This window comes from Mycolicibacterium sp. XJ1819, from assembly GCF_053483675.1.
In genome coordinates this window covers 86,160-109,133 of the sequence record NZ_JBEFST010000010.1, presented here as the reverse complement: position 1 = coordinate 109,133, position 22,974 = coordinate 86,160, and the positions used below count along the sequence as shown (strand labels likewise).

22 protein-coding genes are annotated in these 22,974 nt (G+C 68.8%); 19 read left to right on the top strand and 3 right to left on the bottom strand.

Features of this window, described 5'->3' with window-relative positions:
* Positions 1-171 precede the first annotated feature (171 nt).
* The 8 genes from ABQE89_RS12835 to ABQE89_RS12800 all read left to right on the top strand — a co-directional run bounded on the left by ABQE89_RS12835 (position 172) and on the right by ABQE89_RS12800 (position 9,001).
* Positions 172-1,536, top strand: a complete 1,365-nt coding sequence (locus ABQE89_RS12835) for a glutamine synthetase family protein (protein WP_448417002.1) — start codon at positions 172-174, stop codon at positions 1,534-1,536.
* A gap of 85 nt (positions 1,537-1,621) precedes the next feature.
* Complete coding sequence (locus ABQE89_RS12830) at positions 1,622-2,350, top strand: gamma-glutamyl-gamma-aminobutyrate hydrolase family protein (RefSeq protein WP_448417000.1); 729 nt, start codon at positions 1,622-1,624, stop codon at positions 2,348-2,350.
* Positions 2,347-3,711 (top strand): aldehyde dehydrogenase family protein, encoded by a 1,365-nt coding sequence (locus ABQE89_RS12825; RefSeq protein WP_448416998.1) that lies wholly within the window; start codon positions 2,347-2,349, stop codon positions 3,709-3,711. The genes ABQE89_RS12830 and ABQE89_RS12825 overlap by 4 nt, the downstream gene beginning before the upstream one ends.
* Positions 3,712-4,485 carry a 3-oxoacyl-ACP reductase gene (locus ABQE89_RS12820; RefSeq protein ID WP_448416996.1) on the top strand — a complete coding sequence of 258 codons (774 nt, stop codon included), beginning with the start codon at positions 3,712-3,714 and terminating at the stop codon, positions 4,483-4,485.
* Between the two features lie 14 nt (positions 4,486-4,499).
* Complete coding sequence (locus ABQE89_RS12815) at positions 4,500-5,222, top strand: FadR/GntR family transcriptional regulator (protein ID WP_448416994.1); 723 nt, start codon at positions 4,500-4,502, stop codon at positions 5,220-5,222.
* A gap of 131 nt (positions 5,223-5,353) precedes the next feature.
* Entirely contained in the window at positions 5,354-5,692 is a 339-nt protein-coding gene (locus ABQE89_RS12810; RefSeq protein ID WP_448417202.1) for an ArsR/SmtB family transcription factor, read from the top strand.
* Between the two features lie 118 nt (positions 5,693-5,810).
* Entirely contained in the window at positions 5,811-6,056 is a 246-nt protein-coding gene (locus tag ABQE89_RS12805; RefSeq protein WP_448416992.1) for a hypothetical protein, read from the top strand.
* A gap of 56 nt (positions 6,057-6,112) precedes the next feature.
* Positions 6,113-9,001 (top strand): AfsR/SARP family transcriptional regulator, encoded by a 2,889-nt coding sequence (locus ABQE89_RS12800; RefSeq protein ID WP_448416990.1) that lies wholly within the window; start codon positions 6,113-6,115, stop codon positions 8,999-9,001.
* A gap of 46 nt (positions 9,002-9,047) precedes the next feature.
* On the opposite strand, the gene ABQE89_RS12795 is transcribed toward ABQE89_RS12800, so the two are convergent.
* A complete protein-coding gene (locus tag ABQE89_RS12795) occupies positions 9,048-9,410 on the bottom strand; it encodes a hypothetical protein (protein WP_448416988.1) in 363 nt (120 codons plus the stop codon).
* A gap of 257 nt (positions 9,411-9,667) precedes the next feature.
* Here ABQE89_RS12795 and ABQE89_RS12790 point away from each other — a divergent pair, with 257 nt between their 5' ends.
* The 5 genes from ABQE89_RS12790 (at position 9,668) to ABQE89_RS12770 (ending at position 13,147) form a co-directional block, all read left to right on the top strand.
* Positions 9,668-10,501, top strand: coding sequence for a class I SAM-dependent methyltransferase (locus ABQE89_RS12790; RefSeq protein WP_448416986.1), 834 nt, complete (start codon positions 9,668-9,670; stop codon positions 10,499-10,501).
* A 97-nt stretch (positions 10,502-10,598) separates the two neighbouring features.
* The gene (locus ABQE89_RS12785; RefSeq protein ID WP_448417200.1) at positions 10,599-11,279 is read left to right on the top strand and encodes an energy-coupling factor ABC transporter permease; all 681 of its coding nucleotides are present in this window, start codon (positions 10,599-10,601) and stop codon (positions 11,277-11,279) included.
* Positions 11,276-11,632 carry a PDGLE domain-containing protein gene (locus ABQE89_RS12780; RefSeq protein ID WP_448416984.1) on the top strand — a complete coding sequence of 119 codons (357 nt, stop codon included), beginning with the start codon at positions 11,276-11,278 and terminating at the stop codon, positions 11,630-11,632. Before ABQE89_RS12785 ends, ABQE89_RS12780 begins: the two co-directional genes overlap by 4 nt.
* A 4-nt stretch (positions 11,633-11,636) precedes the next feature.
* Positions 11,637-12,410 (top strand): cobalt ECF transporter T component CbiQ, encoded by a 774-nt coding sequence (gene cbiQ, locus ABQE89_RS12775; RefSeq protein WP_448416982.1) that lies wholly within the window; start codon positions 11,637-11,639, stop codon positions 12,408-12,410.
* Positions 12,395-13,147, top strand: coding sequence for an energy-coupling factor ABC transporter ATP-binding protein (locus ABQE89_RS12770; protein WP_448416980.1), 753 nt, complete (start codon positions 12,395-12,397; stop codon positions 13,145-13,147). The genes cbiQ and ABQE89_RS12770 overlap by 16 nt, the downstream gene beginning before the upstream one ends.
* Positions 13,148-13,159: 12 nt before the next feature.
* Here the strand turns inward: ABQE89_RS12770 and mtr are convergent, their stop codons facing one another.
* Positions 13,160-14,575, bottom strand: a complete 1,416-nt coding sequence (mtr, locus tag ABQE89_RS12765) for a mycothione reductase (protein WP_448416978.1) — start codon at positions 14,573-14,575, stop codon at positions 13,160-13,162.
* 4 nt (positions 14,576-14,579) lie between these two features.
* Positions 14,580-15,593: an alpha/beta hydrolase gene (locus ABQE89_RS12760; protein WP_448416976.1), complete on the bottom strand. Its 1,014-nt coding sequence runs from the start codon at positions 15,591-15,593 to the stop codon at positions 14,580-14,582.
* Positions 15,594-15,679: 86 nt separating this feature from the next.
* Here ABQE89_RS12760 and mqo point away from each other — a divergent pair, with 86 nt between their 5' ends.
* The 6 genes from mqo (at position 15,680) to cobA (ending at position 22,969) form a co-directional block, all read left to right on the top strand.
* Positions 15,680-17,197: a malate dehydrogenase (quinone) gene (gene mqo, locus ABQE89_RS12755; RefSeq protein WP_448416974.1), complete on the top strand. Its 1,518-nt coding sequence runs from the start codon at positions 15,680-15,682 to the stop codon at positions 17,195-17,197.
* Positions 17,194-17,640 carry a GNAT family N-acetyltransferase gene (locus tag ABQE89_RS12750; protein WP_448416972.1) on the top strand — a complete coding sequence of 149 codons (447 nt, stop codon included), beginning with the start codon at positions 17,194-17,196 and terminating at the stop codon, positions 17,638-17,640. The genes mqo and ABQE89_RS12750 overlap by 4 nt, the downstream gene beginning before the upstream one ends.
* Complete coding sequence (locus tag ABQE89_RS12745; protein WP_448416970.1) at positions 17,637-19,472, top strand: magnesium chelatase subunit D family protein; 1,836 nt, start codon at positions 17,637-17,639, stop codon at positions 19,470-19,472. The genes ABQE89_RS12750 and ABQE89_RS12745 overlap by 4 nt, the downstream gene beginning before the upstream one ends.
* A gap of 17 nt (positions 19,473-19,489) precedes the next feature.
* Positions 19,490-20,104, top strand: coding sequence for a cob(I)yrinic acid a,c-diamide adenosyltransferase (gene cobO, locus ABQE89_RS12740; protein WP_448416968.1), 615 nt, complete (start codon positions 19,490-19,492; stop codon positions 20,102-20,104).
* 239 nt (positions 20,105-20,343) lie between these two features.
* A complete protein-coding gene (locus ABQE89_RS12735) occupies positions 20,344-21,717 on the top strand; it encodes a cobyrinic acid a,c-diamide synthase CobB (protein ID WP_448416966.1) in 1,374 nt (457 codons plus the stop codon).
* A 31-nt stretch (positions 21,718-21,748) separates the two neighbouring features.
* Complete coding sequence (cobA, locus tag ABQE89_RS12730; protein WP_448416964.1) at positions 21,749-22,969, top strand: uroporphyrinogen-III C-methyltransferase; 1,221 nt, start codon at positions 21,749-21,751, stop codon at positions 22,967-22,969.
* Positions 22,970-22,974: the final 5 nt, after the last annotated feature.

Sequence of the window (22,974 nt, the reverse complement as noted above, 5' to 3'; positions counted from 1 at the left end):
TCGCTCCTTCTCGCAGACGACATACGGACAATAAACTGGCTAAAGGTCTGGTGTCCTACCTTTGAATGTGAAAATCAGGTAACTCACCCGCATGGACGCCGGGCTGGGCACACTGCAATGGTTGACTGACCGTCGTCTACTTCTCGATCGAGGAAGGCAGGGCCGGTAGGGATGAGCGCCACAGGCATGTTGTCGCAGGCCGACCTCGAACAGCTCGTGGCCACCGGCGACATCGACACGGTGATCGTCGGGTTCTGCGACATGCAGGGCCGGTTGACCGGCAAGCGGGTGTCGGCGCGCCTGTTCGTCGAGGAGGTCGCCAAGCACGGCGCCGAGTGCTGCAACTATCTGATGGCCGTCGACGTCGACATGAACACCGTGGACGGCTTCGCGATGTCCAGTTGGGAAACCGGCTACGGCGACATGGTGATGACGCCCGACTTCTCCACGCTGCGCCCGGTTCCCTGGCTGCCGGGAACGGCGCTGGTGATGGCCGAGCTGTCCTGGGTCGACGGTCGCCCCGTCGAGCCGGCGCCGCGCAGCGTGCTCAACCGTCAGGTCGACCGGCTCGCCGAGCGCGGCCTGGTGCCTTACGTCGGCACCGAACTGGAGTTCATGGTGTTCGACGACAGCTACCGCGACGCGTGGGCGGCCGGATACCGGGGCCTGAGGGCAGGCTCGGACTACAACGTCGACTACGCGATGCTGGCCTCGACGCGGATGGAACCGCTGCTGCGCGACATTCGGCTGGGGATGACCGGCGCGGGCATGTACTGCGAAGGCGTCAAGGGTGAATGCAACCTGGGCCAGCAGGAGATCGCGTTCCGTTACGACCACGCGCGTGTCACCTGCGACAACCACACCATCTACAAGAACGGCGCCAAAGAGATCGCCGACCAGCACGGTAAGAGCATCACGTTCATGGCGAAGTTCGACGAGCGGGAGGGCAACAGCTGCCACATCCACATCTCGTTGCGTGACACCGACGGCAACGCCGTGTTCGCCGACCCCGACGGCGCCGACGGCATGTCGTCGATGTTTCGCAGTTTCGTCGCCGGGCAGCTGGCGACCATGCGCGAGCTCACCCTGCTTTATGCGCCGAACATCAACTCCTACAAGCGATTTGTCAACGGTAGCTTCGCCCCGACGGCAATCGCGTGGGGGCTCGACAATCGCACCTGCGCGCTGCGTGTGGTCGGCGAGGAGCACGGCATGCGGATGGAAAACCGCGCTCCCGGCGGTGACGTGAATCAGTATCTGGCGGTGTCGGCGCTGATCGCGGGCGGGCTCTACGGCATCGAACGCGAACTCGAGTTGCCCGAACCCTTCGTCGGCAACGCCTACACCAGCGGCGCCGACCGGCTGCCGACCACGCTGGCCGAGGCCGCCGACCTGTTCGGCAAGTCGGAGTTGGCGCGCACGGCGTTCGGCGACGAGGTCGTCGAGCACTACCTGAACTACGCCCGGGTGGAGATGACGGCCTACAACGCGGCGGTGACGGATTGGGAGAGGGTGCGGGGCTTTGAACGGCTCTAGTTCGACCGCGAGCAGACGCAAAGCCAGCCAAAGCACCGGCGTGTCGCCCGCGTCTGCGTCTGCTCGCGCGAAGAGAGTTCGGCCGGTGCTTGGGCTGACCACCTACCTGCAGCAGGCGCAGACCGGCGTGTGGGACCTGCGCGCCAGCTTTCTGCCCGCGATCTACTTCGAGGGCGTGGGCCTGGCGGGCGGCATCTCGGTGCTGCTGCCGCCGCAGCCGGTCGACGCCGCGATCGCCGACGGGGTGCTCGACGGTCTCGACGGGCTGATCCTGACCGGCGGAAAAGACGTCGAGCCCGGCGTTTACGGCCAGCAGCCGCATCCCGCCACCGATCCCGCCGACGCCGACAGCCGCACGCGTGACGCATTCGAGTTGGCGTTGGTGCGCGGTGCGCTTCGGCGTGGCATGCCGCTGCTGGGCATCTGCCGCGGTGCCCAGGTGCTCAATGTGGCGCTGGACGGCACCCTGCATCAGCACCTGCCCGACGTCGTCGGGCACCGCCGCCACCAGCAGGGCAACGCGGTGTTCTCCACGTCCACGGTGCGCACGGTGCCCGGTACCCGGCTGGCGGCGTTGATCGGCGAATCCTCGGACGCCCAGTGCTATCACCATCAGGCCATCGACCGGATCGGCGACGGTCTGGTGGTCAGCGCACAGGATTCCGACGGCGTCATCGAGGCGGTGGAGAAGCCGGGTGACACCTTTGTGCTGGCCGTGCAGTGGCACCCCGAGGAGCGCCTCGACGATCTGCGGTTGTTCGCCGCGGTGGTGGAGGCCGCCGGGGCCTACGCGAGGCGGAGGGTGAGTTCATGACCGCCAGCCAGTTGGTCAACCCCGCGACCGGGCAGCCGTTGCGCACCGTCGAACAGACCGACATCGCCGGTGTCGACGACGCGGTGGCCCGGGCCAAAGTGGCGCAGCGCAAATGGGCGCGACGGGCCCCGGCCGACCGCGCCGCGGTGCTGCGGGCGTTCGCCGATGCGGTGGACGCCCACGTCGACGAACTCGCCGCATTGGAGGTGGCCAACTCCGGGCATCCGATCGCCAACGCCGAGTGGGAGGCCGGGCACGTCCGTGACGTGCTGCATTTCTATGCGGCCAGCCCGGAACGCTTGTCGGGCGAGCAGATTCCGGTGGCCGGCGGGCTGGATGTCACGTTCCACGAGCCGCTGGGTGTCGTCGGTGTCATCACGCCGTGGAACTTTCCGATGACCATCGCCTCGTGGGGATTCGCGCCCGCGCTGGCCGCGGGCAACGCGGTGCTGGTCAAACCCGCCGAGTGGACACCGTTGACGACGATCCGGCTGGGCGAGATCGCGGTGGCGGCCGGTGTGCCCGCCGACCTGTTTCGTGTGCTGCCCGGCAAGGGTTCGGTGGTCGGGGAGCGGTTCGTCTCGCATCCCGATGTCGCCAAGATCGTGTTCACCGGTTCGACCGAGGTCGGCACCCGGGTGATGGCCGGGGCCGCCGCCCAGGTCAAACGGGTCACTTTGGAGTTGGGCGGCAAGAGCGCCAACATCGTGTTCGACGACTGCGACCTGCAGCGGGCGGCGGCCACCGCGCCGTACGGCGTGTTCGACAACGCAGGCCAGGATTGCTGTGCCCGCAGCCGGATCCTGGTGCAGCGCAACGTCTACGACCGTTTCATGGAACTGCTGGAGCCCGCGGTCAAGGGCGTCGTCGTGGGAGATCCACGGTCAAGGAACACCGAGATGGGTCCGCTGGTGTCCAAGCCACACCACGACAGCGTGGCCTCCTACGTGGGTGCCGACGCGCCCGTCGCATTCCGCGGCGATGCGCCGTCGGGTCCGGGCTACTGGTTTCCGCCGACCGTGCTCACCCCGGCGCGCGACGACCGCACGGTGCGCGAGGAGATCTTCGGCCCGGTGGTCACCGTGTTGCCGTTCGACGACGAAGCCGACGCCATCGCGCTGGCCAACGACACCCCGTATGGGTTGTCGGGATCGATCTGGACCAACGACCTGTCCCGGGCGCTTCGGGTGTCGCGCGCCGTGGAAGCCGGCAACCTGTCGGTGAACTCGCACTCGTCGGTGCGCTACTGCACCCCGTTCGGTGGGTTCAAGCAGTCCGGGCTGGGCCGCGAGTTGGGGCCTGACGCCCCGCTGTCGTTCACCGAGACCAAGAACGTCTTCATCGCAGTCGAGGAGGCCTAGATGGATCTCACCCAACGGCTCGCAGGCAGAATCGCCGTGGTCACCGGCGGGGCCAGCGGCATCGGCCTGGCCGCCGCCCGCCGCATGCACGCCGAAGGCGCGACCGTCGTCGTCGGCGACATCGACCCGGTCGCGGGCAAGCAGGCGGCCGACGAGTTGAACGCCACCTTCGTGCCGGTCGACGTCTCGGACGAGGTCGCCGTCGACACCCTGTTCGACACCGCCGCAAAGACTCACGGCGGCGTCGACATCGCGTTCAACAACGCCGGCATCTCACCGCCCGAAGACGACCTGATCGAGACCACCGCGCTGGACGCCTGGCAGCGGGTGCAAGACGTCAACCTCAAGTCCGTGTTCCTGTGCTGCAAGGCGGCGCTGCGTCATATGGTGCCGGCGCAGAAGGGGTCGATCATCAACACCGCGTCGTTCGTCGCGGTGATGGGCTCGGCGACCTCGCAGATCTCCTACACCGCGTCCAAGGGCGGCGTGCTGGCGATGTCGCGCGAACTCGGTGTGCAGTATGCGCGCCAAGGCATCCGGGTCAACGCGTTGTGTCCGGGGCCGGTGAACACCCCGCTGCTGGAGGAGCTGTTCGCCAAAGATCCCGAGCGCGCGGCCAGGCGGTTGGTGCACATCCCGATGGGCCGGTTCGCCGACCCGGAGGAACTCGCGGCCGCGGTGGCGTTTCTGGCCAGCGACGACGCCTCGTTCATCACCGCGTCCTCGTTTCTCGTCGACGGCGGCATCAGCGGCCACTACGTCACTCCTCTGTAAGGCTCTGGAAGACCATGACCGCCGATCCGGATGCTCCACTGGTCAGCGAGGCACTGCTGCGGCCCGTGCGACTGGGCAATGCCTTCGAGGACACCGTCGGGCGACTGCTGCAGACAATCAAGCTCGGCGTGCTGCAGCCGGGCGAATCGCTGCCCCCCGAACGGGAACTCGCCGCGCGGCTCGGTGTCAGCCGCGACACCGTGCGCGAGGCGATCAAATCGCTGGCCGACGCCGGATATCTGGTGTCGCGGCGGGGCCGCTACGGCGGCACGTTCCTCGCCGACGAGTTGCCCCGGCACGCCGACGACGCCGACGAGGTGACCCGCGCGGAGATCGACGACGCGCTGCGGCTTCGGGAGATCCTCGAGGTGGGTGCCGCGCGGATGGCGGCCAGTCGCACGCTGACCGCGGCGGAGCGCGAACTGTTGTGGGCACGCCTCGCCGACGTGCGCGCCGCGGCGCCCGAGGACTACCGCCGGTTGGATTCGCGGCTGCACCTGGCCGTCGCCGAGGCCGCCGGATCGCCGTCACTGGTGCCGGTCCTGGCCGAGAACAGGATGCGGCTCAACGCCCTGCTGGACCAGATCCCGTTGCTGCCGCGCAACATCGAGCACTCCGACGAGCAGCACGAGGCGATCGTGATGGCGATCCTGGCCGGTGACGCCGAGGGCGCCGCGACCGCGATGCGGACCCACGTCGAGGGGTCCGCATCGCTGCTGCACGGCTTTCTCGACTGACCCCCCGGATTATTCGCGAGAGTGCGAGTCTGCGGGCGACACGCCGAGATCTGTCGCGAGTTCACGCACGCTCGCGGTCGTTTCGGAAGGCCGAGCCGTGTCTGACGTCATGCGGCCCGGTCCTGGATTAGATTCGAGGTGTGGAGCAGCCCGACAGTCACACGCAGGTCACGCGTGCTTCGTCGGCGCTGAACGACGTGGACACCGCGGTCTGGACCCTGCGTTTCGACCTGTTGTCCGACCCCAACCGGCTGGAGATTCTGCTGTGCCTGCACCGGGCGCCGGGGATCCGGGTGGGTGATCTGGCCGCCGCGCTCGGCCGGTCGGAGAACGCCGTGTCGCAGGCACTGCGGGTGCTGCGGCAGCAGGGCTGGGTGAGCTCGACGCGCGTCGGCCGTGGCGTGAGCTACCGGCTCGACGACGAAATCGTGCACGATTTGCTGCACTGGATCGGCGCTCGGCACGGCTGAGCTGGGCATTTCAGCGTCGCTTCACGGCCGCGGAAACCGCGCCGACGATGCTGATCCCATCCGATGACAGTCCATGTGACTGCCGCACAGGTGGGAGATCGACATGAATGCTCAACGGATGTACACACGACACGTCGGAGCCGGCGGCGCCGAACCCGCCGACCCCGACACCGACACCGACACCGACCGAGCATCGCGACGGCGCCGCGCTGCTGGCTGTGCCTCCCTGAGCCCCCCGGCTGTGACGGCCTTCGGGGGCGTCGCGTCGCGGCAACCGCTGCGCGCCGCGAGCGTCCTCAGCCCCGGCGGCACCGGAAACGGCAACCCGACAAGCCGAAACGGTGCCAACGGCGCCGACGGTTAGCCCGGCTGCCAGAAATCGCTCTCGCAGCACGGGCATCTGGTGGACGCTGGATACCGATGACGGTGCAGTTCCGGATCCTCGGCGACCTCGAGGCGTGCGTCGACGGCGTACGCCTCGAGATCGGCCACGCCCGACAGCGTTGCGTACTGCTGTGCCTGCTCGTGGACGTCAACCGGCCGGTGTCGGCGGACCAGTTGATCGACCGGGTGTGGGCCGACGATCCGCCGCACCGGGCCCGTAACGCGTTGGCCGCCTACATCTCGCGACTGCGCCACCTCTTCGGGGGCACCGCCGATGTCGAGTTCAACCGTGGCCCCGGAGGTTACACGTTGAGCACCGATGGGCTGTCAGTCGATCTGCACCGGTTCCGGCACCTGGCCGCTGCGGCCCGCGCGTCGACCCGACCGCACGAGGTCGCGGCCCTCTTCGACCAGGCTTTGGCGCTGTGGCGTGGTGAGCCGTTCGCGATCATCGACACCCCGTGGGCCAACTCGGTGCGCAATGCGCTTGACCGCGAACGCCTGTCGGTGATGTTGGACCGCAACGACGCGGCGTTGGCGGCAGGCAGACACGCCGACGTGCTGATGTCGGTGACCGAAGCGTTCGCGTCCAACCCGCTTGACGAGCGGTTGGCCGGACAGCTGATGCTGGCGCAGTACCGCAACGGCAGGCAGGCCGAGGCGCTGGACGTCTACCGGGTGACGCGCGAGCGACTCGTCGAGGAACTCGGCGTCGATCCCGGACCCGCGCTGCGCGCGGCGTACCAACAGATCCTGGACGGCGACGCAGCCGAGCAGGCACCGGCGCAACCGCCTCCGCCGACGCCCAGCACGCGCCATCCCGGATTGCCCCGGCGGGCAAGCACATTCGTCGGGCGCAACGCCGAGATCTCGCGGGTGGCTGGCGCGCTGCGCGACGGACCACTGGTCACACTGACCGGCGTGGGAGGAGTCGGCAAGACCAGACTCGCCATCGAGCTGGCCGACCGCGAACGCGGCCGGTTCAGCGACGGGGTGTGGCTGTGCGAGCTGGCGCCGCTCGACGACGGCGCGGCCGTCGGCCAGGCTCTGGCGGCCGCTCTGCACCTTCAGCCCCATGAGGGCAGCGGTTTCGACGACACCGTGGTCGACCACCTGCGTGACCGCGAACTGCTTCTGATCGTGGACAACTGCGAACATGTGCTCGACGAAGCGGCCCGCGTCCTCGACGCCGTCACCCGCACTTGCCCACGGGTGTCCGTGCTGGCCACCAGCCGCGAGGCGCTGGGGGTCGAGGGGGAACGGATCGTGCCCGTCGAACCGCTGCCGGAAGACGACGCCACCGCCCTGTTCGCCGACCGCGCCAAGGCCAGCCGCGGCGACTTCGAACTCGATCGCGAACCCGTCGGCGCGGTGGCCGAGATCTGCAGGCGACTTGACGGGCTGCCGCTGGCGATCGAACTGGCCGCGGCCCGGATGCGCGCGATGAGCAGCCTGGACATGGCCCGCCGACTGGACCGGCTCCGCCTGTTGAGTGGCGGCGTCCGCGGGGTGCACCCGCGCCAGCAGAGCGTCGCCGCCACCATCGACTGGTCTTATCGGCTGCTCAGCCCGCCCGAGCAGGCACTTTTCGAACGGTTGTCGGTGTTCGCGGGCGGTTTCGATCTGGACGCAGCGCACGGTGTCTGCGCGGACGAACCCGACGCCGCCGACCAGGACGACACTCTCGATCTGCTGACCGGATTGGTGGACAAGTCGATGGTGGGCGTGCGCGCGACCACCGCCGTCACCCGTTACCACGTCCTGCAAACCCTGCGCGCGTACGGACGCGACAAGTTGCGGGAGAACAACTGTCGTGACCGGTTGGTGTCACGCCACGCTCGGTACTTCACCGACCTCCTCGAGCGCGCCGCCGCCGGTGTCCAGGGGGGCGACGAACAGTGGTGGGTCCAGCGGTTGACCCCCGATGCGCTCACCACCTACACCGCACCCGATTACGACAATCTGCGTGCGGCGTTCGAACATTTGCTCACCGCAGACGATCTCGATCTCGCGCTCCGCCTGGTCGCGGCGATGCCCGAGGTGCTTCATTTGCGCATCGGCTACCACTCGATCGGATGGGCCGAACGTGCCGTGCGCGCCGCCGACCCGGACCACCGGCTGTTCGTGGCGGCCGTCGGTGTCGCGGCCCGGGGCCGATGGGTGCTCGGCGAGTTCGCACGGGCGCGAACCCTGGCCGAGCTCGCCGGCGGGCGAGAACCCGACCCGGACGCCTCCTACATCGCCTACCCGAACGACACGCTCGCCGATGTGGCGCTCTATGAGGGTGATTCGGCGCAGGCGCTGTCCTACTACGAAGAGCAGGCGCAGCGGGCAGGCCGTGGTGTGCCGCCGCAGCGACTGCTGTGGATTCTGTACAACATCACGATCTGCCACGACGCGCGCGAGACCCTCGGTGACGGCGTGCCGGCCGCCGGAGAGGCCATGGGACTGGCCGAGACGACTGCGAACCCGACTGCGCGGGCGATGGCCCGATGCGCACTGGCACGCGTGCTCAAGGTTTCCGAACCTGACCGTGCCCTGGACCTTCTGCAGGAGGCGACCCGACTCGCCGGGCCCGTCCAGAACAACTGGTTGACGGGGATCGCGGCGACCGAAGCCGCTGTCGTGCACGCGTTGCACGGTGAACCCGGCATTGCGGCAAGGATGTTCGTCGACGCGCTCGACCACTGGGGCCACGGCGGACCGGGAACCGGTGCCCTGCACTGGCTTACCCTGCGCTACGTGGCACGGTTTCTCGCGCGACTGGGCGCCGACGCGGATGCCGTCACGCTGCACCAGGCCATCGTCGCCGCCGGTATGGCTCCGCCGCTCGATGCGGCCCAGACGTCACCCGCCGAACCGAGGACCCTGACCGGGGCGGAGGCCGTCACGTTCGCGCGAGGTGTCCTGCAGCGCTACCGTTGACAACGGGTCCAGCGCAACATGTTTGGTCGCGCCGGACCCGTCTCGGTCAGAACAGGCGAGTGATGACCTGCGAGGTCTGAACTCGGATCTTGCAGTCGGAGTCCTTGAAGTGCGCCTGGGCGTAGATCTCGTCGTCGTCGGCGTAGATGTAGTAGTTCATGCCGCCCTGGCAATCGCCGTTGTTGATGTTGTTGAGGAAGCCGACCGCGTCGGCCTGTGGCATCGGGAAGCGCCCGATGATCGCCAGCAGGTAATTCCCCTGATTGGCCGGATCCTGGATGACGTGCAGGTTGGCGCCCGTCTGTCCGGGTGCCGCGACGGCCGGTGCCGCGGTGGCCATCGCGCCGAAAATTCCGCCGAGCGCGGCCGCCCCGCTTATCATCGAGACCAGCGTCTTTCGAGTGTTCATGGTGTTTCTCCGTGAGTTGGTGGGCCAGGGGAGTGCACAGATGTCCGGCCCGGGTTTTTGTGGACGGTTCGACGGTGCGCGGAGGGGGTTCGCCGACACTGAAGTGTTCGTGAAATGCGCTCGTGAGGACGGCAACCGGCGCCGCACAACTGCGCTGATCGTCGGCTGAGCAGGGCATTTCAGGACGGCCGAAGGAGTGTCGAACATCGTCGCCGCACGGTGGAGGTCTTCGCACACCGAGGTTGAAGGAGATTGAGATGATCAGCGTTGACCCCGAAGCCGACCGGGCGCTGAAGGCCAAACACCGGGCACTTTGGGCGGCCGGTGACTACCCGGCCGTCGCCGCGGAGTTGATCCCGCGGTTGGGTGCGGAGCTCGTCGCGGCGTGCGGGATCGGGCCCGGCAAGGAGGTGTTGGACGTCGCTGCGGGTTCCGGCAACGCCGCCGTTCCCGCCGCTGTGGCCGGGGGTGTGGTGACGGCCAGTGACCTCACCCCCGAACTGTTCGACGCCGGCCGCCGCATCGCCGCCGAGCACGGCGTCGACATCGACTGGGTCGAAGCCGACGCGGAGGCGATGCCGTTCGCCGACGACAGCTTCGATGTCGTGATGTCGTGTGTCGGGGTGATGTTCGCCCCGCACCACCAGGCCGCCGCCGACGAGATGGTGCGGGTGGTGCGCCCCGGCGGAACGATCGCGATGATCAACTGGACGCCACAGGGATTCATCGGCCATCTGTTCGCGACGATGAAGCCCTACGCGCCTCCACCGCCACCCGGCGCGGGGCCACCGCCGATGTGGGGCGACGAGGAACACGTGCGCGCCCTGTTCGGCGACCGGGTCAGCGACCTGACCATGCGACGACAGACCGTGGTCTTCGACCGCTGCGCCGATCCGGCCGAGTTCCGCGAGTACTGGAAGTCCAACTACGGGCCCACCATCGCGGCATACAAGTTCAACGCCGACCGACCGGACCGGGTCGATGCGCTCGACCGTGATTTCCTCGACTTCCTCACGAAGTGGAACCGCGGCGAGACGGGCCGGGCGCGCTGGGAGGCCGAGTACCTGTTGGTGACCGCGACGAAACGGTAGCGGCCGCCGATGGCGCCCGTCACATGAACACCTGTTCATCTAGACAGATATCAGTCCACGTCATACGCTCGCTTTCGTGGAAGTGAACTTTGTCGCGATGCACATGAGCGATGGCATCGTCAACGCCCCGACATCGTTGATGTTCGGCGTGCTCGCCGTCGCCGCGGTCGGACTCTGCGCCGTCAAGGCACGAGCCGAACTCGACGAACGCACGGTGCCGCTGGCGGGACTGGTGGCGGCGTTCATCTTCGCGGTGCAGATGATCAACTTCCCGATCCTGCCAGGCGTCAGCGGGCATCTGCTGGGCGGCGCGCTGGCCGCGATCCTGGTCGGCCCGTACACCGGTGCCATGTGCATCGCGATCGTGGCGGTGGTGCAGGCCCTGCTGTTCGCCGACGGCGGCGTCACCGCACTGGGCACCAACATCGTCAACATGGCGGTCATCGGTGTCGCGGCGGGCTACGGATGCGCGCTCGCGCTCTACGCGCTGGCTCGCCGCCGCGCCGCCGACGTGCCGGTGGCCGGCCTGGGCGTGATCGCGTTCGTCGCCGCACTAATCGGTACGGTGTGCGCGGCAATGGGATTCGTCGTCGAATATGCGATCGGTGGCGCGGCGACGACGTCACTGGGCGCGGTGGCCGGCTACATGTTGGGTACTCATGTGCTGATCGGTGTGGGCGAGGGGCTGATCACCGCGGTCACCGTGATGGCGGTCGCGCGGTCGCGGCCCGATCTGGTCTACCTCCTGCGTGGCGCACGCGCGGAGGTGCCCGCATGAGCCGCCGGTGGTCGTTCTGGATCGCGTTCGCGGCGGCCAGCCTGCTGATCGCCGGGGTGGTGTCGTACTTCGCCAGCGCCGACCCCGACGGGCTGGACTCCACCACGCTGCGCGGCTGCGAGGTCGTGCAGACCGCCGACGGTGAGGAGCTCACCGGCGAGTGCATCGCACAACACACGACCGAGCACGCGATGGCGGACACCCCGCTGGCCGACTATGCGATCGCCGGACGCGACGGCACCGTCGGGGCTGCAGGCGTCGTCGGCGTCCTCGTCACACTGGCCCTGGCCAGCGGCGCTTTTTGGGTCATCGCGCGCCGGGGCGCCGGCCGCACCGAGCCGAGCGGACGCTGAACCCGTGGGCGCGGGCGCTCATCCGCTCTACCGCCACGGCGAATCGGCCGTGCATCGGATCGCGCCGGAAGTCAAGATCGTCTGCCTGCTGGTCTTCGTCCTGGCCGTCGTCGCCACCCCCCGGGAGATGTTCTGGCCGTTCGTGATCTACGCGACGATCGTCGTCGCCGTCTGGCGACTCGCCCAGATCCCGCTGCGGTGGGTGTTGCCGCGGATGCTCATCGAGGCGCCATTCCTGGTTCTGGCGGTACTGCTGCCGTTCGCGGAAGGCGGTGCGCGCGTAGAGGTTGCGGGGCTGCAACTCTCGGTGAGCGGACTCTGGGCGGCGTGGGGGATCGTCATCAAGGGCACGCTCGGGGTGGCGGCCGCGCTCACCGTCGCGGCCACCACGTCGGCCACCGAGTTGCCCGGCGCGCTCAGCCGCCTCGGAGTTCCCGCGGTGGTGACCTCGGTGCTGGTGTTGATGATCCGCTATGTCGACCTGCTGGCAGCCGAGGCGGGCCGGATGCGGATGGCCAGGATCGCCAGGGGCGACTCACCGCGGATGCTGCATCAGGCCAAGGCGATCGCCACCGGAATCGGCGCGCTGTTCCTGCGCTCTTACGAGCGCGGTGAACGGGTGTACGCCGCGATGCTCTCGCGTGGATTCGACGGCCGGGCGCCGGATCTGGCGGTGATCGGAGCCGCGCCACGGGCCGCGGCCACGCAATGGGCGGTGGCGATGCTTCCCGCCGCGGCGGCGGTCGCGGTTTCGGCGGCGGCATGGGTGACGCTGTGAGCGCGATCCGGGTCGAGGCGCTGCGCCACGTCTACCCCGACGGGCAGGTGGCCCTCGACGGTGTCGACCTGGCGGTGGCGCCGGGCGAGCGGGTTGCGGTGCTCGGACCCAATGGCGCGGGTAAGACCACGCTGATGCTGCATCTCAACGGTGTGTTGTCAGCCACCTCGGGAACCATCGAGATCAGTGGTATCACGCTGGGCCGCAGGACTCTTCAGGATATTCGCCGGCGCGTCGGGCTGGTGTTCCAGGACCCCGACGACCAGCTGTTCATGCCGACGGTCGCACAAGACGTCGCGTTCGGGCCCGCCAACTTCGGTCTGCGCGGTGAGGAACTGGCCGCCCGGGTGCGTCGGGCGCTGGAGGTGGTGTCGTTGGCCGACCGCGCCGACCGCAGCCCGACGCATCTGTCGGCGGGCCAGCGGCGCCGTGCCGCGCTCGCGACGGTGTTGGCCTGCGAGCCCGAGATCCTCGTGCTCGACGAGCCGTCGGCCAACCTGGACCCGGTGGCGCGCCGCGAGTTGGCCGAGACGCTGTCGGGCCTGGACGCCACCATGCTGGTCGTCACCCACGATCTGCCGTACGCCGCGCAGTTGTGCGACCGGGCGGTGGTGATGGACGCTGGTGTCATCGTCGCCGACGGTGAGATCACCGAGGTGCTCTCCGACGCCGACCTGCTCGCGGCCCACCGCCTCGAGTTGCCGTGGGGTTTCTCGGTGAGTGCGAGCCGAGGCTAGATCCCGCGCCGGTCAGTGCCGCTTCGACGGCGGCCATGGCGGCTCGCCGCACAACGCCAGCAGGGCGTTCTCGATCACCTCGGGCAGCGCAGGGTGAATCCAGTACTGGCCGCGGGCCATCTCCCGGGCGGGCAGGTCGAAGTTCATCGCCTGGATGACCGGTTGGATGAGCGAGGACGCCTGATGGCCCATGATGTGGCAGCCGAGAATCAGCCCGGTGTCGTCGTCGACGATCACCTTCGCCACCCCGATGGTGTCCTCCATCGCCCACCCGTAGGCCACGTCGCTGTAGTCCTGCACCTTGACCTTGATGCTCAGTCCCCGCGCGCGGGCCTCGTTCTCGGTCAGGCCGACGCTGGCGATCTGGGGGTCGGTGAACACCGCCGACGGCACGAACCTGTGGTTCGCGGGCATCAGGGCGTCGGTGTCGTCCCAATCCTGGAGCAGGTTGTGTTTGACCACTCGCGCCTCGTGGTTGGCCACGTGTTTGAGCTGGTAATCCGACGACACGTCGCCGAGCGCGAAAACCCCTCGCGCCGTGGTGCGTTGGTATTCGTCGACGACGACCTGGCCGTGCCCGTCGACCTTGACTCCGGCGTGTGCGGCGTCGAGCAGGTCGCCGTTGGGCCTGCGGCCGGTGGCGACCAGGAGCACGTCGCCGCGGACCTTCGAGCCGTCCTGGCAGGTCACCTCGACGCCGTCGCCGGCCTGACGTGCGTCGACGATCTCGTGGTGGTTGCGGATCTCCCACTTCCGCGACGCCTCCTCGGTGAAGCGCATCGAGATCTCGTCGTCGTGTCCGCGCAACAGCGTGCTGCCCCGGATCATCAGCGTCACATGGCTGCCCAGCGCCGAGAAGATGTGGGCGAACTCGCAGGCGACGAAGCCGCCGCCGACGATGATCAGGTGGCCGGGCACGTCGGCGATGCGCATGATCGTGTCGCTGGTGTGGTACGGCACGCCGCAGTCGGCGATCGCATCGGGCACCACGGCGCGCGACCCGGCCGCGATGACCACCTGGTCGGCGGTGAACTCCTCGCCGTCGTCGGTGCCCAGCACGTAGCGGCCGTCGGGCTTGGTCGGCCGAAACCGGGTGTCGCTGTCGAACACCTCCACGTTGGGCGACGAGCGCCGGTAGTTGGCGCCACTGACCGCGATGGGGTCGATGCGACCGAACACCCGCGAGACGATGTCGGGCCAGCGCACGGAGTCGACGCGCGCATCGATCCCGTATCGTGCAGAGTCCCTTGCGCTTTGGGCAACTCCCGCGGCGTAGACGAACATCTTGGTCGGTATGCAGCCGACATTGAGGCAGGTGCCGCCGAACAGACCTTTCTCGCATATCGCGACGCGCTTGTCCGCGTAGCGCTCATCGAGGATGCTGTTGCCGGAACCGGCGCCGATGATCGCGATGTCGAAATGTGTCATACCGTCACCCTCGTTCGGAACGGGTTGGTGAACCCCCGATTTCGGCCATGTGGGAGTCCAGCCAGCGGTCCAGCTCGCGGTAGGCCGCCTGTCTGGGCTCGGGCGGGGACAGAAACACGTCGTGCTTGGCATCGACGATCGGCACGATCGTGGTGCGGTTCCCGATGCAACCGGCCCACCGGGCGATCTGCTTGACGTCGAGCACGGCGTCCCCGCGCTGGATGCGGTCCGGGTCGGCGACCTCGCGCACGGTGCGGTCCGACCGCAGAATCAGGTTGGGCACACCGACATCGAGCCCCCGATGCAGTTGCGCGTGGCCGCGCCGGATGGCGTGGATCCAGCCGAACGTGACCGGAAATCCGCCGATGGGTTTCCAGTCCAGGTTGTAGTCGAAATCGCCGTGATAGTCCCGGTGCAGCGTGGTGCCGTAACCGCCTTCGGTCGGCGGCCGCACCACCATCGTCCTGCGCAGCCGCGACATCGCCGAGATCGCGGCGCTCACCGGCGCGGACCGCAGGATCGCCGGGCCGTGCAAATCCAGCCACGGGCTGTTGAGCACCAGACCGCTGACTCGATCGTGGGCGCCGGCGGTGGCGCGGCGCAGCCGGTCGAGCCACAGCGACACGATGAGCCCACCCGCGGAATGGCCGTACACCAGCACCTGCGCATCCGGCGACGCCTCGGCGATGACCTCGAGGGCGCGCTGCAACTCGGTGTCGTAGTGGGCTAGCTCGGTGGTGAAGTGCGGGGTTTGGCCCTCCCGCCACGACCGTCCGCATTTGTGCAGGTCGATCGCGTAGAAGCCGAAGCCGCGGGCCGCGAAATGGTCGGCCACCTCGGTATTGAAGAAGTAGTCGGTGAAACCGTGCACCAACAGGACGGCGCGGGGTGCCGAGGCGTCGGGTTCACCGCGGCGCACCACGGTGGCGAAGATGTCGCCCTCGCCCGCGGGGTCGGGGCCCAGCGCCAGCGTGTGCTGCCAATAACCAGGCAGTATGTCGGGCTCCCAGCCAGTCACGTCAATCACTGTAACCACGGCAAGCGGCTCAGCCCGGATGTCACGGCGGGGGATTGAGGACAACCGTGCCGGGATAACCTGGGACCGTGCCCGCCTCCGATTCCACCACGGTCAACACCGACGTCGTGCTGGTGGGCGCCGGAATCATGAGCGCGACGCTGGGGGCGCTTCTTCGGCTCCTGGAGCCCGACTGGTCGATCGTGCTGATCGAGCGGCTCGACGGCGCCGCGGCGGAGAGCAGCGATCCGTGGAACAACGCCGGCACCGGCCACTCCGCGCTGTGCGAGTTGAACTACACCCCGCAGCGCTCCGACGGCACCATCGACACCGACAAGGCAGTGCGGGTCAACGAGCAGTTCCAGGTGTCGCGGCAGTTCTGGGCGTACGCGGTGGACAGCGGTGTGCTGTCCGACCCGCGCAGCTTCGTCAACCCGATACCGCACGTCAGCTTCGTGCACGGCGCCGCCAACGTCGACTACCTGCGGCGCCGCCACGAGGCGCTCGCGGACAACCCGCTGTTCGCCTCGGCGGAGTTCATCGCCGACGACGACGAGTTCGCCCGTCGGCTTCCGCTGATGGCCGAGCAGCGCGACTTCACCGAGCCCGTCGCACTGAACTGGACGCGCGACGGCACCGACGTCGACTTCGGCTCGCTGACGCGCCAGCTCATCGGGTACACCGCCGAACGCGGGATGACCACGCTGTTCGGTCATGAGGCGCGCGACCTGAAGCGCAACTCCGAGGGCGGGTGGACGCTCAACGTCGTCAACCGCCGCACCGGGCAGCGTCGCAGAGTCGAGGCCAAGTTCGTGTTCGTCGGTGCCGGCGGTGGCGCGCTTCACCTGCTGCAGAAGGCGAAGATCAAGGAAGCCAAGGGGTTCGGGGGGTTTCCCGTCGGCGGAAAATTCCTGCGCACCGACCACTCGGATCTGACCGCGGCGCACCGGGCCAAGGTGTACGGTCTGCCTCCGCTCGGTGCCCCGCCGATGTCGGTGCCGCACTTGGACACCCGGGTGATCAATGGCAAGTTGTGGCTGATGTTCGGCCCGTTCGCAGGCTGGTCGCCGAAGTTCCTCAGACAGGGAGAGATCACCGACCTGCCCGAGTCGGTCACACCGAACAACCTCGCCTCGATCGTCGGCGTCGGCCTCACCCAGTGGGGGCTGGTGCGGTATCTGCTGGGCCAACTCCTGCTCTCAAATTCCGAGCGCGTCGAAGCGCTGCGGGAATTCGCCCCCAGCGCAACCCAATCCGACTGGGAGCTCAACGTCGCCGGGCAGCGGGTGCAGGTCATCTGCAGCGCCAAGGGCAAGGGTGTTCTCGACTTCGGGACCACCGTGCTGGCCGCCACCGACGGCAGCATCGCCGGCCTGCTGGGCGCGTCGCCGGGTGCGTCGACGGCGGTGGTGGCGATGCTCGAGGTGCTGGAGCGCTGCTTCGCCGACCGGTACCAACGTTGGCTGCCGAGGCTCAAGGAGATGATCCCCTTGCTGGGCGTCGAGTTGGCAGCCGAGCCCGCGCTGTTCGACGAAGTATGGTCGTGGGGCACCAAGGTGCTCAAGCTCGACCGCCCCGCCGACGACATGGCGGTGGCAGGGGCATGACGTTCGTCCTGCGTCGCAGTTGGGCGAAGGACCTCGACGCCGCAACGCTTTACGAGTTGCTCAAGCTGCGCATCGAGGTGTTTGTCGTCGAGCAGGCCACCCCGTATCCCGAGCTCGACGGACGAGACCTGTTACCCGAAACCCGTCACTTCTGGCTGGAAGGCCCTGAACGAGAGGTCGTTGCAACCATGCGGTTGATGGAAGAACATCCCGGCGGACAGAAGGCCTTTCGAATCGGCCGGGTCTGCACCAAGCGCGGCGCGCGCGGACAGGGGCACGCCACCCGGCTGATGCAGGCCGCGCTCGCCGACGTCGGCGACCACCCGTGTCGCATCGACGCGCAGACCTACCTCGAGGAGATGTACGCCCACCACGGATTCGTCCGCGACGGCGAGGAATTCCTCGACGACGGCATTCCCCACGTCCCGATGGTCAAACAATGACGTACCCGTTCAGCGCGATCGTCGGCCACGATCGCCTGCGACTGGCCCTGCTGTTGTGCGCGGTGCGCCCGGAGATCGGGGGCGTGCTGATCCGCGGCGAGAAGGGCACCGCGAAGTCGACTGCGGTGCGCGGGCTGGCCAAGGTGCTCAGCGCGGTCGACGGCGCATCGCTTGTCGAATTGCCGATTGGCGCAACCGAAGACAGGGTGGTCGGATCCCTTGACCTGCAGAAGGTGCTGCGCGACGGTGAGCACGCGTTCTCACCCGGGCTGCTGGCCCGCGCGCACGGCGGCGTGCTCTACGTCGACGAGGTCAACCTGCTGCACGACCACCTTGTCGACGTGCTGCTCGACGCCGCGGCCATGGGGTGGGTGCACGTCGAGCGAGACGGCGTCTCGCACAGCCACGAGGCCAGGTTCGTACTGATCGGCACCATGAATCCCGAAGAGGGCGAACTGCGTCCGCAGCTGTTGGACCGGTTCGGACTGACCGTCGACGTCCACGCCTCCCGCGACGTCGACGTGCGGGTGGACGTCATCCGGCAGCGGATGGCGTTTGAAGCCGACCCGGACGGATTCGCCGAACGCTACGTCGAGGCCGACGCCGAACTGGCCGATCGCATCGCGGCGGCGCGTGCCGCAGTGGAATGGGTGGCTCTGCCCGACAGCGAGTTACGGCGTATCGCGGCATTGTGCGCGGCCTTCGACGTCGACGGCATGCGCGCCGATCTCGTCGTCGCCAGGACCGCGGTAGCGCACGCCGCGTGGCGTGGCGCCGACACCGTCACCGAGGAAGATGTACGCGTCGCGGCCGAACTGGCGTTGCCGCATCGTCGTCGCCGCGATCCGTTCGACGACCCCGGCCTCGACCCCGGCCAACTCGACGACGCGATGGAGCAGGCGGCCGAGGCCGCCGACTCCGACCCCGAGCCGGACCCGGACCCGGACCCGCCGGGCGGGGGCGGTTCGTCGTCTCCGGATGACGTACCGGATTCACCGGGGCCGCAGGGTGCTTCGAATTCCGCACCGCGACCCAGCGCCCCGCCGTCGGCGGTGTTCCGCACCCGCGCGCTGGTGGTGCCCGGTGTCGGGGAGGGGGCGCCCGGGCGTCGCTCGCGCGCACGCAACCGCACCGGAACGGTCATCTCGTCGACCACTGCGCACGACGAGGGGCACGGCCTGCACGTGTTCGGCACATTGTTGGCCACCGCGGGACGGCAACGTGAGAAGGGGCGGCCCAGGCCGTCGCCCGCCGACATCCGGCTGGCGGTTCGCGAAGGGCGCGAGGGCAACCTGGTGATCTTCGTGGTCGACGCGTCCGGTTCGATGGCGGCCCGCGACCGGATGTCGGCAGTCAGCGGCGCCACCCTGTCACTGCTGCGCGACGCCTATCAACGCCGAGACAAGGTCGCCGTGATCACGTTCCGCCAACAGGCCGCGCAGCTGCTGCTGCCGCCGACGTCGTCGGTACACATCGCGGGACGCCGACTGGCCCGGTTCGACACCGGCGGCAAGACCCCACTGGCGGAGGGCCTGCTGGCCGCGCGCGATGTGCTGGTTCGCGAGAAGGCGCGCGATCGGGCGCGCCGCGCTCTGGTGGTGGTGCTGACCGACGGGCGCGCCACCGGGGGGCCCGATCCATTGGGCCGCACCCGTGAGGCGGCCGCCCGTTTGGTCGCCGAGCACGCGGCTGCTGTCGTAGTGGACTGCGAAACATCGTATGTCCGATTGGGTTTGGCCGAACAGCTGGCCGCACAGCTGGGGGCTCCGGCCGTGCGGTTGGCGCATCTTCGGGCCGACAGTCTCACCGACGTGGTCCGCACGGCCGCCTGAGAGAGAGGGAGTCGCCGATGCCACAGGGTCAACCGCTGACCGTTCCCGATGACGGGTTGTCCACCCGCGCGCGCCGGAACGCTCCGCTGCTCGCGGTGCACACCGGGCCGGGCAAGGGCAAGTCGACCGCCGCGTTCGGGATGGCGCTTCGGGCCTGGAACCAGGGTTTCGACATCGGGGTGTTCCAGTTCGTCAAGAGCGCGAAGTGGAAGGTGGGCGAGGAGGCGGCGTTTCGGGAACTGGGCCGCCTGCACGACGAGCACGGCGTCGGCGGTCCGGTCGAGTGGCACAAGATGGGTGCGGGCTGGTCCTGGTCGCGCAAGCAGGGCAGCGAGGAAGACCACGCCGCCGCGGCCGCCGACGGTTGGGCGGAGATCACCCGGCGCCTGGCCGACGAGCGGCACCACTTCTATGTCCTCGACGAGTTCACCTATCCGCTGAAGTGGGGCTGGATCGACGTCGGTGAGGTGGTCTCGGTGCTCGCGGCCCGGCCGGGCACCCAGCACGTCGTCATCACCGGCCGCGACGCTCCGCAACCGCTGCTCGAGGCCGCCGATCTGGTCACCGAGATGACCAAGGTCAAGCATCCGATGGATGTGGGCCGCAAGGGGCAGAAGGGCATCGAGTGGTGACTCCTTGTTTCGTTTCTGCGCGAGCGTGCGTGTTTGCAGACGACACGCCGCAGTTTTTTCTGACTTTGCGCACGCTCGCGCGGCCGAAGACCTCAGCGATGACGGCTGGAGGTCGGCGATGACGTTGCGAGGCCGGCGATGACCGCGTTGCGGCGAGGGTGCGTGAACTCGGATGATTTCCCGGCGTGTCGCCCGCAAACACGCACGCTCGCGACAGTAGTAGTGACAGGCGGGCCGCGGTGAGCGTTCCTGCCGTCGTCATCGCCGCACCCGCATCGGGCAGCGGAAAGACCACGGTGGCAACGGGTTTGATGGGTGCGCTGCGCCGAGCCGGGCGGGCCGTCGCGCCGTTCAAGGTCGGCCCTGACTTCATCGATCCCGGCTACCACGCGCTGGCCGCGCACCGGCCGGGGCGCAACCTCGACCCGGTGCTGGTCGGCGAGCCATTGATCGGGCCGCTGTACGCGCACGGCGGCCACGGCGCCGACATCGCGGTCATCGAAGGCGTGATGGGTCTGTTCGACGGCCGCATCGGCGACCGCACCGCCGACGTGACCCTGACCGAGGGCTCCACCGCGCACGTGGCGGCGCTGTTGGGCGCACCGGTGATCCTCGTCGTCGACGCACGCGGACAGAGCCACAGCATCGCCGCGCTGCTGCACGGTTTCTCGACGTTCGACACCTCGATCCGGATCGCGGGAGTGATCCTCAACCGGGTGGGCTCCGCGCGGCATGAGGAGGTGCTGCGGCAGGCATGTCAGCAGGCCGGCCTCACCGTGTTCGGCGCGATCCCGCGAACCGACGAGTTGGCCGTCCCGTCACGACATCTGGGGCTGGTCACCGCGGTCGAATACGGTGCGCACGCCAGCGCCGCGGTGGAGGCGATGACCGCGTTGGTGGGCCGTCACGTCGACCTCGTCGGCATCATCGGCGTGGCGGCCAGCCGGGTCGTCGACGCCCCGTGGGAACCCGTGGTCGCCGAACCCGTCGCCCGTGACGTCACCGTCGCACTGGCGGCCGGTAGGGCCTTCAGCTTCGGCTACGCCGAACACCGCGAACAGTTGCGTGCCGCGGGCGCCGAGGTCGTCGAGTTCGACCCGCTGCGCGAAACGCTGCCGTCGCGCACCGCCGCACTGGTGCTGCCGGGCGGGTTCCCCGAACAGTTCGCCTCGGAACTGTCGGCCAACGACGCTCTGCGTCAACAGGTCAACGCCCTGGCCACGGCCGGCGCACCGGTGCACGCCGAATGCGCGGGCCTGACCTACCTCGTCGACGACCTCGACGGTCACCCGATGTGCGGGGTGTTGTCCGGTTCGGCCCGCTTCACCGACCGCCTGACGCTGGGCTACCGGCATGCGGTCGCGGTCGCCGACTCGCCGTTGCACCGTATCGGGGACCGCGTGCTCGGCCACGAATTCCACCGCACCAGGGTCGAATTCACCGACAGCTATCCACCCGCATGGGTCTACAGCGGCCGCCACGTCGACAGCGTGCGCGACGGCGCCGTGCACCGCGGCGTCCATGCCGGCTATCTGCACACCCATCCGGCCGCCGACCCGCAGGCGATCACGCGCTTCGTGGCGGCCGCCGCAACCTCTAGGCTCACCGGATGACGTGCGCGCGAGCAGAAATGAGCACCCATCGATGAGCACCGACACCGCCTACCTGGCCGGTCTGCGCCTGGCCGGGAGGAAGGTCGTCGTCGTCGGCGGCGGGACGGTGGCGCAGCGACGGCTGCCGCTGCTGGTGGCCAACGGCGCCGATGTCCACGTCATCACCCGAAGCGCCACCCCGGCCGTCGAGGCCCTGGGTAAGCAACAGCCCGGAATCACCCTGGAACTCAGGGAGTTCCGCGAGGGCGACCTCGAGGGCGCGTGGTATGTCATCGCTGCCACCGACGACCCCGACGTCAACGCCGCCGTGGTCGCCGAGGCCGATCGGCGCAGGATCTTCTGCGTGCGCGCCGACATCGCGCGCGAGGGCAGCGCGGTCACACCGGCGACGTTCGAGTACGAGGGGCTGTCGGTCGGTGTGCTGGCCGGCGGGGAACACCGCCGCTCGGCGGCCATCCGCTCGGCCATCCACGAGGGACTGCAGCAAGGGGTGATCACCACCGAGATGCGAGAGACGTCCGGCGCGCTGCCCGGCGGGGTCGCGCTCGTCGGCGGCGGTCCCGGCGACCCCGAGTTGATCACCGTGCGCGGTCGGCGCCTGCTGGCCCACGCCGACGTCGTCGTCGCCGACCGACTCGCCCCGCAGGACCTGCTGTCGGAGTTGCCGCCACACGTCGAGGTGATCGACGCGTCGAAGATCCCCTACGGGCGGGCGATGGCCCAGGACGCGATCAACGGCGTGCTCATCGACCGCGCCCGGGCGGGCAAGTTCGTGGTGCGTCTCAAGGGTGGCGACCCGTTCGTGTTCGCCCGCGGCTACGAGGAACTGCTCGCGTGCGCCGAGGCCGGGATTCCGGTGACGGTGGTGCCGGGTGTGACCAGTGCCATAGCGGTGCCCGCGCTGGCGGGTGTGCCGGTCACCCACCGGGGCATCACCCACGAGTTCGTGGTGGTCAGCGGCCATGTCTCACCCGGTGAGCCCGAATCGTTAGTCAATTGGGATGCGCTGGCCGCGATGTCGGGCACGATCGTGTTGCTGATGGCCGTCGAACGCATCGAGCAGTTCGCCACCGTTCTGCTCGAGGGGGGCCGACCAGCGGATACCCCGGTGCTGGTGGTCCAGCACGGTACGACGGCCTCGCAGCGGACTTTGCGAGCTACGCTGGCCGACGCGCCGGTGCGCATCCGGGAAGAAGGTATTCGACCGCCCGCGATCATCGTCATCGGGACGGTGGCGGGCTTCGACGGTTAAAGGAT

Coding starts and splice junctions, on each gene's coding strand:
- ABQE89_RS12835 (WP_448417002.1), top strand. CDS start 172: ATGAGCGCCACAGGCATGTTGTCGCAGGCCGACCTCGAACAGCTCGTG.
- ABQE89_RS12825 (WP_448416998.1), top strand. CDS start 2,347: ATGACCGCCAGCCAGTTGGTCAACCCCGCGACCGGGCAGCCGTTGCGC.
- ABQE89_RS12820 (WP_448416996.1), top strand. CDS start 3,712: ATGGATCTCACCCAACGGCTCGCAGGCAGAATCGCCGTGGTCACCGGC.
- ABQE89_RS12815 (WP_448416994.1), top strand. CDS start 4,500: ATGACCGCCGATCCGGATGCTCCACTGGTCAGCGAGGCACTGCTGCGG.
- ABQE89_RS12805 (WP_448416992.1), top strand. CDS start 5,811: ATGTACACACGACACGTCGGAGCCGGCGGCGCCGAACCCGCCGACCCC.
- ABQE89_RS12800 (WP_448416990.1), top strand. CDS start 6,113: ATGACGGTGCAGTTCCGGATCCTCGGCGACCTCGAGGCGTGCGTCGAC.
- ABQE89_RS12795 (WP_448416988.1), bottom strand. CDS start 9,410: ATGAACACTCGAAAGACGCTGGTCTCGATGATAAGCGGGGCGGCCGCG.
- ABQE89_RS12790 (WP_448416986.1), top strand. CDS start 9,668: ATGATCAGCGTTGACCCCGAAGCCGACCGGGCGCTGAAGGCCAAACAC.
- ABQE89_RS12785 (WP_448417200.1), top strand. CDS start 10,599: ATGCACATGAGCGATGGCATCGTCAACGCCCCGACATCGTTGATGTTC.
- ABQE89_RS12780 (WP_448416984.1), top strand. CDS start 11,276: ATGAGCCGCCGGTGGTCGTTCTGGATCGCGTTCGCGGCGGCCAGCCTG.
- ABQE89_RS12770 (WP_448416980.1), top strand. CDS start 12,395: ATGGGTGACGCTGTGAGCGCGATCCGGGTCGAGGCGCTGCGCCACGTC.
- mtr (WP_448416978.1), bottom strand. CDS start 14,575: ATGACACATTTCGACATCGCGATCATCGGCGCCGGTTCCGGCAACAGC.
- ABQE89_RS12750 (WP_448416972.1), top strand. CDS start 17,194: ATGACGTTCGTCCTGCGTCGCAGTTGGGCGAAGGACCTCGACGCCGCA.
- ABQE89_RS12745 (WP_448416970.1), top strand. CDS start 17,637: ATGACGTACCCGTTCAGCGCGATCGTCGGCCACGATCGCCTGCGACTG.
- cobO (WP_448416968.1), top strand. CDS start 19,490: ATGCCACAGGGTCAACCGCTGACCGTTCCCGATGACGGGTTGTCCACC.
- cobA (WP_448416964.1), top strand. CDS start 21,749: ATGAGCACCGACACCGCCTACCTGGCCGGTCTGCGCCTGGCCGGGAGG.